The sequence below is a fragment of the Kushneria marisflavi genome, assembly GCF_002157205.1.
GTDB lineage: Bacteria > Pseudomonadota > Gammaproteobacteria > Pseudomonadales > Halomonadaceae > Kushneria > Kushneria marisflavi.
The window spans coordinates 385,981-399,325 of the sequence record NZ_CP021358.1; the positions used below are offsets into that span (position 1 = coordinate 385,981).

13 protein-coding genes are annotated in these 13,345 nt (G+C 58.9%); 3 read left to right on the forward strand and 10 right to left on the reverse strand.

All coding sequences use genetic code 11. The features are described 5' to 3' along the window. Positions 1-1,692 carry a 2-isopropylmalate synthase gene (locus B9H00_RS01860; RefSeq protein WP_086899225.1) on the reverse strand — a complete coding sequence of 564 codons (1,692 nt, stop codon included), beginning with the start codon at positions 1,690-1,692 and terminating at the stop codon, positions 1-3. Positions 1,693-1,918: 226 nt separating this feature from the next. Here B9H00_RS01860 and B9H00_RS01865 point away from each other — a divergent pair, with 226 nt between their 5' ends. Both B9H00_RS01865 and B9H00_RS01870 read left to right on the forward strand, forming a co-directional pair. Further along, complete coding sequence (locus tag B9H00_RS01865) at positions 1,919-2,419, forward strand: Lrp/AsnC family transcriptional regulator (protein ID WP_086899226.1); 501 nt, start codon at positions 1,919-1,921, stop codon at positions 2,417-2,419. Positions 2,420-2,585: 166 nt separating this feature from the next. Beyond that, positions 2,586-3,116: an invasion associated locus B family protein gene (locus tag B9H00_RS01870; RefSeq protein ID WP_086899227.1), complete on the forward strand. Its 531-nt coding sequence runs from the start codon at positions 2,586-2,588 to the stop codon at positions 3,114-3,116. 98 nt (positions 3,117-3,214) lie between these two features. Here B9H00_RS01870 and pepN read toward each other — a convergent pair whose 3' ends face one another. The 4 genes from pepN to B9H00_RS01890 form a co-directional block, all read right to left on the reverse strand. Continuing rightward, entirely contained in the window at positions 3,215-5,845 is a 2,631-nt protein-coding gene (pepN, locus tag B9H00_RS01875) for an aminopeptidase N (protein WP_086899228.1), read from the reverse strand. 94 nt (positions 5,846-5,939) lie between these two features. Further along, complete coding sequence (locus tag B9H00_RS01880) at positions 5,940-6,299, reverse strand: YbaN family protein (RefSeq protein ID WP_086899229.1); 360 nt, start codon at positions 6,297-6,299, stop codon at positions 5,940-5,942. Positions 6,300-6,401: 102 nt separating this feature from the next. Continuing rightward, on the reverse strand, positions 6,402-6,839 hold the full coding sequence (locus B9H00_RS01885; RefSeq protein ID WP_086899230.1) for a YbaN family protein: 438 nt from the start codon (positions 6,837-6,839) through the stop codon (positions 6,402-6,404). A 91-nt stretch (positions 6,840-6,930) separates the two neighbouring features. Continuing rightward, positions 6,931-7,410, reverse strand: coding sequence for a GNAT family N-acetyltransferase (locus B9H00_RS01890; RefSeq protein ID WP_086899231.1), 480 nt, complete (start codon positions 7,408-7,410; stop codon positions 6,931-6,933). 315 nt (positions 7,411-7,725) lie between these two features. Here B9H00_RS01890 and B9H00_RS01895 point away from each other — a divergent pair, with 315 nt between their 5' ends. After that, positions 7,726-9,237 carry a RimK family protein gene (locus B9H00_RS01895; protein WP_086899232.1) on the forward strand — a complete coding sequence of 504 codons (1,512 nt, stop codon included), beginning with the start codon at positions 7,726-7,728 and terminating at the stop codon, positions 9,235-9,237. On the opposite strand, the gene B9H00_RS01900 is transcribed toward B9H00_RS01895, so the two are convergent. From B9H00_RS01900 to B9H00_RS01920, 5 genes are all read right to left on the reverse strand, one after another. Then, positions 9,232-10,128, reverse strand: a complete 897-nt coding sequence (locus tag B9H00_RS01900; RefSeq protein ID WP_236944333.1) for a DUF2797 domain-containing protein — start codon at positions 10,126-10,128, stop codon at positions 9,232-9,234. The two genes, B9H00_RS01895 and B9H00_RS01900, sit on opposite strands and share 6 nt — an antisense overlap. Then, complete coding sequence (locus tag B9H00_RS01905) at positions 10,116-10,382, reverse strand: YeaC family protein (protein WP_086899234.1); 267 nt, start codon at positions 10,380-10,382, stop codon at positions 10,116-10,118. Before B9H00_RS01905 ends, B9H00_RS01900 begins: the two co-directional genes overlap by 13 nt. Positions 10,383-10,385: 3 nt before the next feature. After that, entirely contained in the window at positions 10,386-11,276 is an 891-nt protein-coding gene (locus tag B9H00_RS01910; RefSeq protein ID WP_086899235.1) for a rhomboid family intramembrane serine protease, read from the reverse strand. 212 nt (positions 11,277-11,488) lie between these two features. Then, a complete protein-coding gene (locus B9H00_RS01915) occupies positions 11,489-12,463 on the reverse strand; it encodes a metallophosphoesterase (protein ID WP_236944334.1) in 975 nt (324 codons plus the stop codon). After that, positions 12,453-13,334, reverse strand: coding sequence for an NAD(+) kinase (locus B9H00_RS01920; RefSeq protein WP_086899236.1), 882 nt, complete (start codon positions 13,332-13,334; stop codon positions 12,453-12,455). The genes B9H00_RS01915 and B9H00_RS01920 overlap by 11 nt, the downstream gene beginning before the upstream one ends. Positions 13,335-13,345 lie beyond the last annotated feature (11 nt).

Sequence of the window (13,345 nt, forward strand, 5' to 3'; positions counted from 1 at the left end):
TCAGACGCTGTCGGCCATCGCTGTCAGGCTATCCCGCGCTCCGGTCATTTCATTACACAGGTTAATGCCTGAAATGATTGCTTTGAGCGAGGCGCTGACGGTGTCGCTGTCCTCGGCGACGGCGCAGATTCGCTGACCATCCACGTTGAGCTGCACAAAGGCAATGGCATTGGCTTCACTGTCTTCACCCAGTGAATGCTCGTTGTAATCAAGGATACCGATCTGCTGGCCGCTGTGGCGCTGCCAAGCATTCATGAAGGCCGACATCGCGCCGTTACCGCTGCCTTCCAGTGTCAGATGCTCACCGTCCTGCTCAAGCGTGATGAAGAGGCCTTCATCGCTGGCGCGTGACAAACGATAATCCACAAGCGACAACGGCCCTTCCCGCATGAAGGTCGTAAACAGCAGACGGCGAATGGACTCGCTGGAAAGCTCGCCGCTCAGCCGCTCGCTCTCCTTTTGCACATGAGGGGCCAGCGCCAGCATCATCCAGCGTGGCAGGCTGATGCCGTAGTCGCGCTCGAGCAAAAAGGCCATGCCCCCCTTGCCGGACTGACTGTTGACGCGAATCACCGCCTGGTAGTCACGACCGATATCGCGTGGGTCGATCGGCAGATAGGCCACCTGCCAGGGTTCGTCGTCGCCCTGCTTCTTGAGTGACTTGCGAATGGCATCCTGGTGACTGCCGGAAAAGGCGGTATAGACCATCTCGCCCACCCAGGGGTGACGGGGGTGCATGGCAATGCCGGTGCACTCGGTCACGACCTGAATGATTTCGTCCGGACGCGACAGATCAAGCCCGGGGTCGATACCCTGACTGTAGAGATTCATCGCCAGCGTAACGATATCCATGTTGCCGGTGCGCTCGCCGTTACCCAAAAGCGTGCCTTCGACGCGCTCGGCGCCCGCCAGCAGGGCCAGTTCTGCTGCGGCCACTGCACCGCCGCGATCATTGTGGGTGTGTACCGAAATAATGACGCTGTCACGACGACTGATGTTCTGACAGAAATATTCGATCTGGTCGGCATGATGATGCGGTCCGGCCACTTCCACCGTATTGGGAAGGTTCAGAATGCACTTGTTGTCGGGCGTGGGCTGCCACACATCCATGACAGCTTCACAAATGGCCAGCGAGAAATCGAGTTCGGTACTGGAGAAGCTTTCCGGAGAATACTGAAAACGCCAGTCGACCTGTGGATACCGGTCGGCATGCTCCTTGACCCACTGCGCGCCGCTGACTGCAATATTGACGATACCGTCGCGGTCCATTTCGAACACGCGCTCACGCTGGGTGGTCGACGTGGAATTATAGAGGTGAATAATGGCGCGCTTGACGCCCACCAGAGCCTCGAAACTTTTCTCGATCAGGTGTTCACGACACTGCACCAGTACGGCAATGGTGACATCCTCGGGAATCTGATCCTCCTCGATCAGCCAGCGGACGAAGTCATAATCAGGCTGGCTGGCCGAGGGAAAGCCAACCATGACTTCCTTGATGCCGACACGAATGATCTGCTTCCAAAAGCGCTTTTTCTGCTTCACGCTCATCGGCTCCAGTAGCGCCTGGTTGCCATCGCGCAGGTCTTCACTGACCCAGATTGGCGCGGATTCGAGATCGCGATCGGGCCACTGACGATTAAAGGCGGCCACACGCGGTGCAGGGCTGTACTTGCGATGATTGAAAGCAGTCATGTTTACCTCTGATAAGCGCTGAAGGGATGTTTCATGCCTGAACAGGGACGTCATCGGGATCTGCTCTTGTGAAGCACTCCCATGAGCCGCATCGGCACTGCTCGTGACAGTAGAGTCAGTATAACGCTGCCAGCATGACAGGTCCTTGCGATTATCGTGGCAAAGCACCCCTTTGAAGCAATATAATGCCAACATCATGAAAAATTTTGGCAAAAGGTACCAATAAATGTCTGAAAGACAACCCGTCATTGCCATCGATCGCTATGATCGACATATTCTTGAAATACTTCAGACGGAAGGTCGTATCAGCAATCAGGCCCTGGCCGACCGGGTAGGGTTGTCGCCGTCCCCCTGCCTGAGGCGGGTGCGGGCACTTGAAGAAAGTGGCCTGATCACCGGCTATCAGGCCCAGGTCGATGCTCGAAGGCTGGGCTATCGGCTGATGGCCCTGGTCCACATTTCGATGGATCGCCATACGCCCGAGCGCTTTGCCAATTTCGAACAGCGCGTCGCCGCCCTGCCTGAAGTTATCGAATGCCTGATGATCACTGGTCAGGAAGTCGATTATCAGCTCAAGATTCGTGTGGAGGATATGGACGACTATCAGCGCCTGCTGCTGGAACACATCACTCCGATCGAAGGGGTCACCGGCGTTCACTCCAACTTTGTGCTGCGCCCGGTATTTGGCAATCGCCCCATTTCCACTGACCTTATCACCCCATACTGAACCCCTGCGGGAACTTCAGGGATCATTCGCTTTCAGAAACATCGCCCACACCCCCTCATTGCCGAGAGACTTTATAAAACAGGCGTCAGGGCTTAGTGTGTAGCGCTTCGGGTAGCGCTGCGTGCGTGGTCCTACCCGTGCCCGTCATTTACAGGAGAGACTGCACATGCTGTTACGCCGCATTTCGGCTTCAGGGCTTCTGGCCCTGATGGCGACGCTATTTTCCCTCTATGTGGTGCCCGCTGCCCAGGCGCAGCCACAAAACGCACCCGATGCCGATATCAAACAATTCCGGGACTGGGAAGTACGCTGCCCCAAGGGCGGCGGTAATGACGCACACTGCACCATGACGCAGCTCGTCAACAGCCCTAACAGCAAACGCCCTGTCATGCGGGTCGTCGTGGCCTATCCGCCGCAGAGCAGTGATCCGGTCATGGTCTTTCTGCTGCCACTGGGCGTGCGCCTGGCACCCGGCATGCAGCTTCAGGTCGACAACGGCAAGGAAATCCCCTTCCCGTACCAGGTGTGCATGGATGACGCCTGCCGCGCCGATCTGCCCCTTCAGGGTCAGCTGCTCAGCCAGCTGCGTGGCGGCACGAAGGCGACGGTCAGTCTGTTTGATCCCAACGGCCAGCGTCTGGACACCGATATTTCCCTGCTGGGCTTTACCGACGCTACCCGCGCCATCGCCCCCTGAGTCGCTGCAAGCCACTCATGATGTCTGGCAGCCTCCCTGCCGCCATCAAAAAACGGCGCCCCTTCGGGCGCCGTTTTGCATGGTATTTCAGACAGAGATCAGGCCAGCGCCTTTTCCACCACCTCAAACACGTTACGCGAAAGCTTTTCCTGCCGAATACGCTCAAGCTCGCCACGCATCAGTGCCTGACGCTTTTCGTCGAGGCGATGATAACGCGTCAGCGGCACAATCATGCGCGCCGCGATTTCCGGATTGAGACGATTAAGCTCGATGACCACATCCGCCAGCAGTCGATAGCCCTCCCCGTCGAGGCGGTGAAAATTGACCCGGTTCTGCTGGGTGAAGGCCCCAATCAATGCCCGAACCCGGTTGGGGTTTTTGATCGAAAAGGCCGGATGCGCCATCAGAAAGCGGACGCGCTCCAGTGCATCAAACTGCGGCCGCGTCACCTGAGTGGCAAACCACTGATCCATAACCAGCGAGTCATGTGCCCAGCGCTCACCGAAGGCGCGAATGGCTGGATCCCCCAGGTCAGCCCGATCGGAATGCGCCAGCAGGGTCAGCGCCGCACGCACATCTGTCATGTTGTGATCGGCCTCATACTGGGCGCGGGCCATGTTGAGCGCCTCGGGTTCACCATTGGCGACCAGGTATGAAAGCGCCACATTCTTCAGGCTGCGTGAGGCAATCTGTTCTGGCGTGGGCGCGTATGCCTCCACCCGTTGATTGGCGTGATAGAGGCTTTCGAACTCGGGAAACAGGTTGTCCGCCAGCTGTTCGATGGCAGCACGGCGCGCACCATGGATGGCATCGATATCCACGCGCTCCTGCTGCTCGGCAATCCATGCCTCGCTGGGCAGGCGCAGCATTTCGGCCAGTACCGCCTTGTCGTCGGTCGGCTCACGCAGCAGATGTCGAAAGGCCTCGATCAATCGAGCATCAAGCGCCATCAGCTCGCCACGCTGATGCGCGACCATCATCTCCTCAATCGCCATCAGCGCCAGCCGCTGCGTGGCGTCCCAGCGATTGAAACCATCCTCATCAAAGCGCATCAGATGCGACAGCTCATCGCGCGACCAGGGATATTCAAGGCGAACCGGCGCTGACAGCCCCCGTAGCAGCGACGGCACGGCGCCCTCAGCAACGTTGTCAAAGACCCACTGCTGCTCGGCCTGGCGAAGATGCAACACGGTATCGGTACCGTGTGACTCACCGTTGAGGACCAGTTCGACCGGCTGCCCATCAGCGGCGATCAGCCCCATACGCACCGGCACATGCAGGGCCTGCTTGTCGCTCTGCCCGGGGGTGGGCGGCGTTTGCTGAGAAATGGTCAGGGTAAGCTGGCGCTGCTCGACATCGTAATCGCTGCGTGCCGTGAGCTGAGGTGTCCCCGCCTGAGCGTACCAGCGCATGAACTGGGTCAGATCTTCACCCGACACCTCGGCCATGGTCTCGACAAAGTCCTCGACCCGCACGGCCTGACCATCAAAGCGCTCGAAGTAGAGATCGCTGCCGCGACGAAACGCCTCTTCTCCCAGCAGATTGCTGAGCATGCGCACGATTTCGGCACCCTTTTCATAGATGGTCAGGGTGTAGAAGTTCGAAATTTCGATGAAGTGATCGGGACGCACCGGATGTGCCGTCGGGCCGGCATCTTCTGCAAACTGCAGGGTGCGCAGCAGCGCGGCGTCCTCGATGCGCTTGACCGGCGCCGAGTTGATGCTTGAGGAAAAGCTCTGGTCACGAAAGACCGTAAAGCCTTCCTTGAGCGCCAGCTGAAACCAGTCGCGGCAGGTCACACGATTACCCGACCAGTTATGGAAATACTCGTGTGCCACGATCCCTTCAATGCGCTGGAAGGTGGCGTCCGTGGTGGTCTGCGGGTTGGCCAGCACTGCCGCGCTGTTGAAGATGTTGAGCCCCTTGTTTTCCATGGCGCCCATGTTGAAGTCGTCCACGGCAACGATCATGAAAAGATCCAGATCGTATTCACGCCCATAGGCCTGCTCGTCCCAGGCCATGGCGCGCTTGAGCGAGGCCATGGCCCAGTCGGTCTTTTCCAGATTCTGTGCCTCGACCCACAATTCGAGCGCCACTTCACGCCCGCTCATGGTAGTAAAGCTATCGCGCACGCATTCCAGCGAGCCGGCCACCAGCGCAAACAGATAGGAAGGCTTGGGATGCGGGTCTTCCCAGGTCACGAAGTGACGACCGCCCGGCAGCTCGCCACGCTCGATGGGATTGCCGTTGGATAGCAGTACCGGCTGACGCTGTCTATCGCCGATGACGGTTGTGGTAAACACGGCCATCACATCCGGACGGTCGGGATACCAGGTGATACGTCGAAACCCTTCAGGCTCGCACTGGGTACAAAACATCGGCCCCGACACGTAGAGACCTTCCAGCGCCGTATTGTTTTCCGGATCGATGACCACTTCGGTATCCAGCACGAACGAGGTCGGTACGCGATCGATGATTAACTGGTCGCCCTCGATACGATATTCACTTTCCAGCAGCGTGTGGCCATCGATGGCCACACGTTCGGTCTTCAATGCATGACCGGAAAGTGTCAATGCTGCTTGAGCGTCATAATCGTCATGACGATGCATGTGAAGACGCGCCCTGACCCTCGTGGCATTCGGGTCCAGATCAAAGGTCAGCTCTGTTTTCTCGACGCGGTAGGCTGGTGGGCGGTAATCACTGAGATAAATGGCTTGCGGCTCGGCCATGGAAGGCTCCTGAAATCGATCGTGGTTCCAGTGTACGCCGCAAGCCAGTGTTGGCTCAAAGCGTTGACTCAAAACCACTAACGTCATAAGGGTTCTATCGGGAAGGGGTAGCCCGCGTCACCAGCCAGCTGCCGATACCGATCAAAAGCGCAGTGACGCCGACACGCACAGCCAGAGACGGAATGGTGAGCCAGATCACCACAGCGCTGAAAAGCAGGGTCATCACCGCCAGTCCCTTGGCACATGTTGAAATGGCGCGTTCGCGCTCCCAGCGCTGCAGGGGCGGCCCCGCCAGCCGATGCTGTCGAATCCAGCTGGCAAAGCGCGGCGACCCTTTCGTAGCCAACGCGACCGCCGCCAGCATAAAGGGTGTGGTGGGCAGCAGCGGTAAAAAGACCCCGGCAACGCCTAACGCAAAACAGAGCCCCGCAAGGCCTATCCAGAGATAGCGCATGGCACCTCCCCGGCGAGTTTACTGCACAGCAAAAGAGGAGTTTTCAGCGGCCTGTCAGTCAACGCAGGGGCATCGACGTGCACAAAAACACGTGCGCCGAGGTCATCGGTCATTGGATGTTCGAGCATTGCCGGAAGGCAGCGGACGAGTGGCCACGAATGTCCCCACCAGGATCAATACCATCAAGAGTACCCAGAAGACCCAGTTGAAACCGGTGTGAATCCAGATCACCCAGGCACTGAAAAACATCATGCCAATCGACACGACCTTGGCAGGCAAGGGAATGGCGCGCTCTTCTTCCCAGGCCCGAATCAGCGGCCCGGCAAAACGGTTGCGCCGAATCCAGCGCTCAAAGCGTTTTGACCCTCGAGAGGCGCAGATAACGGACAACAGCATGAAGTCGGTCGCCGGCAACAGTGGCAAAAAGATACCGACCACGCCGATGCCGAAACATAGCGCCGCCAGCGTGATCCAGAGGGCACGCTTGATCGGAGCGCGCGCGCGATGGTCCGCGGCAGGATCCGGAGGAAGACTCGACATGCCACACTCCCGCAAAACTTGAACCGCCGATCATAGCGTCCGAGGCGGTCGCCACCAACCCTGAGCGTCTCTCCTGCAGGCTGAGCCAGGGTTATGGCGCTGTACCGGTACCCTCACCCAGTGAGCGGATCATTTTCCAGGCGGCACAGCCATCGTGATAGTAATCTTCCATCCAGTGCAGAACCTCGTACCCCATGCGGCGATATAGCGAAATGGCCGCACGGTTATCAGCACGCACTTCCAGATAGATACTGTCGCACCCGCGCGTCAGGGCCACTGCCTCCAGCGCCAACAGCAGCCGTTGCCCCAGCCCCTGGCCACGAGCGTCCGGATGCAGACAAAAGGAATACAGGCGCGCCTTTTTTTCGTTACGACGAAACAACAGCGTCCCGTATCCTACCAGCGCGTCATCCTCGTCGATAATCAGACGGGTCTGGGCATTGGCCTTTGTGACCAAGTACTTCAGCTGTGAGGGGCTGAAGCTGTCTTCGTTATCACCAAAACAGGTGCGCTCGAGGGCATTGAGTGCCGCCGCATCCCTACCCTCCGCTGCGCGCAGCGTGAAAGCCATGCGTTCTTCTCCAGGCCAGAATCCAAAGGGCCGCAATCCTATCACTTCACGGCGTGCAAGACCCTGCCGTGTGGCGCATTCATCGCCAAAATTTGTAGACGTCTTCAGCGACAAATACTTCCGGGGATAGATGCCCTTCCTTTCAATGGGTCAGCCAATCCCTTCTGGGGTCATGACCGCATCGATCCTGCCTCGAGTGCGACTACCACCCTCCACCGTGAGCATGCTCATCCATCATGGTTGCTCGTCACGGTTTCACGATGGCCGGGGACGTCCTATGATGCGCATATTTCCCCTTGGGCGGCGGAGTGCGTCATGTCACGTTTGCGTATTGTTGTGGATCACCCCAGCGATTGGCGTCCCTACTATCCCAGTGATGACCTGGTCAGCGCCGATGAATTTCTGGCACTGGAAGAGAGTACGGATCAGGACCGCTCGACTCACGTCATTAACCTTTGCAGCGGCCTCGACTACCTGGAGACCGGCTATTACGTCTCGCTTCTGGCACAGGCACGCGGGCAACGCGTTCAGCCCGATGTGGAGACGCTCAACCAGCTCAAGCGCAAGGCACTGATCGATCTGCAGCTGGACGGGCTCAATGACATGATGGCCGAACTGAACCGCCGCGGCGCGCTGCAGGGTGAACGGCTGGACCTGCGACTTTTCTTTGGTGATACCGGCATGGCATCGCTGGCGCGGCTGGGTCGACGGCTTTTCTCGCACCTGCCCTGCCCGATCATGGAAGCACGACTCGTCAAGCGTCACGGCGACTGGCGGCTGGCACGTCTGCAGGCGCTCTCGCTCAAGGACGTTGCCCCGGAAGAAGAGGATCGCTTTGCTCGCGCGCTGAATGCCCACTCCCGCCAGGTATGGCGAACGCCCTCTGCCCGTCGACGCTACCGGTTCGACCTGGCCATTCTGGTCGACCCGGCAGAAGCCATGCCGCCCAGCAACAAGAGTGCCATCAAGCAGTTCATTCGTGCCGGGCGTTCGATGGGGATCGACGTCAGCCTGATTACCCGACGTGACGAAGGTCGACTGGCTGAATTCGATGCCCTGTTCATCCGCGAAACCACCCAGCTTGATCATCATACCTGGCGCATGGCACGCCGAGCCGAACACGAAGGCCTGGTCGTGATCGACGACCCCCAGTCGATACTGCGCTGCACCAACAAGGTTTATCTCCATGCCTTGCTGCGTGCTCGCGGCATCCCGGCCCCCGAGGGGCATCTGCTCAATCGCAGTGACCTTGATCGTCTGGATGCCCTGGCCGACACCCTCACTTTTCCGCAGGTGCTGAAAATACCCGACGGCGCCTTTTCACGCGGCGTGGTCAAGATCAGTTCCAAAGAGCAGTTGATTGAGGAAGCGCGGCGGCTTTTCGAGGATTCCGCCCTTCTGTTGCTGCAGGAATGGATGCCGACCGAATACGACTGGCGCATCGGCATTCTCGACGGACAGGTGCTGTTTGCCAGCCGCTACTACATGGCCCGAGGACACTGGCAGATCTACGACCACAGCGGAGGTCGGGTGCGAAGTGGCGGCTTCGAGACAATGGATCCGGCAAAGGCACCCGAAAAGGTCATCAAGACCGCGCTCAAGGCCACCCGGCTGATCGGCAATGGTCTTTACGGGGTTGATCTCAAGCAGAGCGGTGATCGAGTGGTGGTCATCGAGGTCAACGATAATCCCAACTTGGATGTTGGCGTGGAAGATGTCGTGCTGGGGCCGGAGCTTTATCGGCGCATCATGGCGTGGTTTCTGGAACAGATGGAGCGCAAGCGCCAGCCCATAGCGACGCCTGTGCGTCAGCAACACGGCTCATGAGCGCGCCGAGAGCGTCATACTGACCTGATAGCCGGTATATTTTCGCAGATTGATCACGCCGGTATCGAGCATAAGATACTGGCCCTTCATGCCCATCAACCGCCCTTCGACCTGCGGCGTGCGCTCCAGGTTGAAGGCGCTGACGCGCTCGGGCCAGGCCAGCACCGGATAGTCAAAGCGGGCAACCGTCTGCTCGTCGTATGCCCGAATGTTGTCCTCTCCGAACTGCGCCCTGAGTGAGGCAATCCCTGGCGCCAGCCGCATCATCAGATCATCACGCAGGCTGATGAGATCGACATCAGCGGTTTCCCCCTTGAGCATGCGCTGCCAGTGGGTGCGATCGCTGATTTCGTTGCGAAACAGCGCCTCGACCATGCCCGACTGACGGCGCGACGCGACCGACAGGATTGGCAGGGCCTGAACGGCTCCCTGATCAAGCCATCGCGTGGGCATCTGGGAAGGTTTGGTAATGCCGACCTTGGCGCCCGAGCTGCTGGCCAGATACACCACATGAGGGGCAAAGCAGTGTCGCTCGCCCCATTCGGGTTCGCGGCAGGTGCCCTGAAAATAATGACAGCGCTCGGGGGCCATCATGCAGGTATCACAGCGTGCCAGGCGCCGAAAGCAAGCGTAGCAATGGCCCTGACCAAAACTCTTGCGGGTGGGCTGCTGGCAGTTAACGCAGACAATACGCCCGGCAAAACACAGTGTAATGTCGTGCCCAAGCCAAACATTGAGCGGTTCAACATGCTCGCCCAGGCGCAAGTGATAGTGAGCGCGGCCCGTGGCATCTGCCGTAATCATCATTCGGGAGAGACCACCGGCACGCTCAAGCTTCTCAACGGGGGGTGTCTGAAGACACCATAGCGATTCGAGGTCTAGTTGACCCATTTAATGGTGTCGCCCTTGGCCTCGCCGTGCTTGTCGCTACCGCAGCCATGATGATCGATATGCCCTGTACGCTGCTCGGGTGCGACATCATGCTTTGCTTCAAATCGCAAAATGGCCTCAAGGCATAGCTCGCGCTGCTCGGCGCTCAGAGCATGGCCATCGGGCCATTTGCCAAGTTCCACGCCGCGCTTGAGTCCTTCATACATCTGCGGCGTCAGCTGTTCGATCATGCGCTCAAAATTCATGTCGCTCATGGTTTATCCGTCAATATCCTTGTGTCTGTCTTTGGGCACGGGCACCGCACGGCGCGGATGAAAGCGTGATCCCAGCAGCCCGGCCGCCAGCCCCAGTAACAGCCCGCCAAGATGGGCCTCATTGGCGACATTGCCAAAACCGAGCCAGTTGGCCGCCGGCGTCATGCAAAGCACCAGCCAACCCACCATGAACACCATCAGCATTGGCGGAAACTGAAAGCCGCTGTCGGGCACCAGTCGTGAATAGAGCCAGACGAAGCCGACCAGGGCATAGACCACCCCTGACATGCCGCCAAAAAGGACCGTGCCGGTGGCGTACTGGGCCAGATTGGACACCAGCATGCCCGAAATCAAAAGGGCCAGCAGGCGCCAGCGCCCCTGCAGGGCCTCCACCTGACGGCCAAAATACCAGAGCCAGAGCAGATTGAAGATCAGATGCATCAGACTGAAGTGCAAAAAGGCCGGCGAGAACAATCGCCAGACTTCTGCCTGTGACAGGGCATACCCAAGCGTGGAGGCATAGAGCTGCTTGCCCTCGATGGCGATGGGCGCAATGGCCAGCGCGGTGAGCGCCTGAATATTGTCGATGCTCTGCCAGGCAAACACCGCCAGACACATGACAATGACCACTGTCGTCACCGGTGCCAGACGAAGCGCCCCCATGATCGAACCGGCACGCGCGACCGGCGCATCCTGGCCATCCAGGGTCATGGCCTCGCCCTTGTGCCACTTGTCGATCAGCTCACGGGCTTTCTCGAGCTGAACATCCTCGATCAGCCAGAGCACCTGTCCGTTTTGATCGCGCGAGTAATGGTGTCCAATGCGATGTTTCCAGAGTGCGTGACGCAGCCCTTCGATATCGGCATCAAGAGGAAAACGCAGCGCCTGAGGCATGCTCACTCCATTTGAGGCTGGGACCTGCCAGCCGGTCATGCTCATGGGTTCGGACGTTGAATAACAAACACAAAAAGAAGTCCGGCGGAGAGGGTCCGCCGGACAAGAGCAAGGGATCATTCAAGGGAACACTTACTCTGACGACAGTGTGACTCAAAAGTTCCGGACACATTTAAAAAATCCGAATTTTATTTCATGGCCGAGCCTGCAGCTCAGGCGCTGACCCAGCAAAAACGCCCGGCATCGAGTGCTGACTCACCATCAAATCGATAGGCCACCAGCCGGCCGCCTCTCACGGCAGAGTAATCCAGACAGGCAATATTGGCCGTCGGCAGGCTCGGGATACCCTCACACCAGTAGTGACCGACAAAAAGCGGGCGTTGTGATGCCCCATAATGTACCAGCCGACGCCGCTCGTCGTCGCGAAGCGGATGGTCCTCAAACTCGGGCGGTAGCGGGTCGGGCTGAAAGACCACGTCCCCATAGGACTGCGGTGAACGCGCCCAGAAATGAGTGCGAAAAACGCTTCGTCTGGCACCGTCCATCGAACGAATGACCTGACCATTGGGCAGCCGCAGCTGCGTACCGCGTGTCGTGCGATCAAGTACTCGGTGCTCGGGACTGCCCTGAATGCTGGCCGCGGCCAGAAAATGTCGATCGATTCGACCATCCGGATGATCGTTCAGAAAGGGGCGCAGCAGCGTTTCATCCCAGCAGGCATGCGCCACTCGAAAATGTTCGAACTCAAGGCACAACGGCATCTCGAGAAACCATTCGAGATACGATGCCCAAAGCCCCGGCGCTCGTTCGAACTGCCTCAGAGTCTCGGACATGACCCGCTCACTGCGCCCGCCAACGCGCGGCATGGTAAAACCACGCCCTCCCTGTCCCAGACACTCTTTCAGGGCATGAGCTTCATGATTGCCCATGACCACCAGTGCCGTGCCCGCCTCCACCATGGAACGCACAACCTCGAGCGCCTTTTGAACATGAGGGCCGCGATCGATCAGATCCCCCAGGAAAATGGCGCGCCGGGAGTCGTGCGCATACACGCCATCCCGGCGTTGATACCCCATCTTCTCCAGCAGATTTTCAAGCAGGTCTCCACAGCCATGAACATCGCCGATCAGGTCAAACCCTTCACCGATGCCCAGAGCGGGATTACCCGGCGCTGCATCAACCAACAAGGCCACTGCTCCAGCCCAGTTTGCTGCGACAGGCCTCGAAATAGCTGTATCCCGGCGGATGCAGCAGCTTCAGATATTCAGGCTTTCTCCTGATGGAGATCAGGTCACCGGGCTGCACCACCACCTTCATCTGTCCGTCACAGCTGACCTGCAGCTCGGCATCGTGACTGTCCACAACCTCGAGCAGAATATCGCTGGCAGCGTCGACCACGATCGGTCGACTCGACAGGGTATGGGGAAACATGGGCACCAGCACGATGGCCTCGAGCCGGGGATGCAGAATGGGCCCGCCACCGGAAAGCGCATAGGCTGTGGAACCGGTCGGCGTCGCAACAATCAGCCCATCGGAGCGCTGGCGATAGACAAACTGACGATCGATGTAGAGCTCGAATTCGATCATGCGCACCGCAGCGGCTGGATGAAGCACCACATCGTTGAGGCTGCAGGCCGACCCGATGACGGCGTCATCACGCCTGACTTCGGTATCCAGCAGGAAGCGCCGTTCCACCTCAAACTGCCCGTTGAGCACCTCATCGATGCGATGTTCGACCTCATCGGGATTGATGTCGGTCAAAAATCCCAATCGACCGCGATTGACCCCCAGGATGGGCGTATTGAAACGACACAGCATGCGCCCGGCCCCGAGCAGGCTGCCGTCACCGCCGACCACGATGGCCAGATCACACTGACGGCCGATCTCTTCAAGCGAAATGCTGCCACTCTTTCGGATCGAGCAGGCTCTGGCGGTCTCCGTTTCAAGATGCACCTCGAGCCCGCGCGATTCCAGAAACACCATGAGACGCTCGAGTGTTTCAACGACCTTGTCACTGTCAGGCCGCCCCACCAACCCTACCCGGTTGAACTGTGTCATGCCCTGTCCAG

Bases quoted from the DNA above. Each gene is read 5' to 3' on its own strand.
- B9H00_RS01860 (WP_086899225.1), bottom strand. From the start codon at position 1,692: ATGACTGCTTTCAATCATCGCAAGTACAGCCCTGCACCGCGTGTGGCC.
- B9H00_RS01900 (WP_236944333.1), bottom strand. From the start codon at position 10,128: ATGGGTCAACTAGACCTCGAATCGCTATGGTGTCTTCAGACACCCCCC.
- B9H00_RS01905 (WP_086899234.1), bottom strand. From the start codon at position 10,382: ATGAGCGACATGAATTTTGAGCGCATGATCGAACAGCTGACGCCGCAG.
- pepN (WP_086899228.1), bottom strand. From the start codon at position 5,845: ATGGCCGAGCCGCAAGCCATTTATCTCAGTGATTACCGCCCACCAGCC.
- B9H00_RS01920 (WP_086899236.1), bottom strand. From the start codon at position 13,334: ATGACACAGTTCAACCGGGTAGGGTTGGTGGGGCGGCCTGACAGTGAC.
- B9H00_RS01880 (WP_086899229.1), bottom strand. From the start codon at position 6,299: ATGCGCTATCTCTGGATAGGCCTTGCGGGGCTCTGTTTTGCGTTAGGC.
- B9H00_RS01885 (WP_086899230.1), bottom strand. From the start codon at position 6,839: ATGTCGAGTCTTCCTCCGGATCCTGCCGCGGACCATCGCGCGCGCGCT.
- B9H00_RS01910 (WP_086899235.1), bottom strand. From the start codon at position 11,276: ATGCCTCAGGCGCTGCGTTTTCCTCTTGATGCCGATATCGAAGGGCTG.
- B9H00_RS01895 (WP_086899232.1), top strand. From the start codon at position 7,726: ATGTCACGTTTGCGTATTGTTGTGGATCACCCCAGCGATTGGCGTCCC.
- B9H00_RS01865 (WP_086899226.1), top strand. From the start codon at position 1,919: ATGTCTGAAAGACAACCCGTCATTGCCATCGATCGCTATGATCGACAT.
- B9H00_RS01890 (WP_086899231.1), bottom strand. From the start codon at position 7,410: ATGGCTTTCACGCTGCGCGCAGCGGAGGGTAGGGATGCGGCGGCACTC.
- B9H00_RS01870 (WP_086899227.1), top strand. From the start codon at position 2,586: ATGCTGTTACGCCGCATTTCGGCTTCAGGGCTTCTGGCCCTGATGGCG.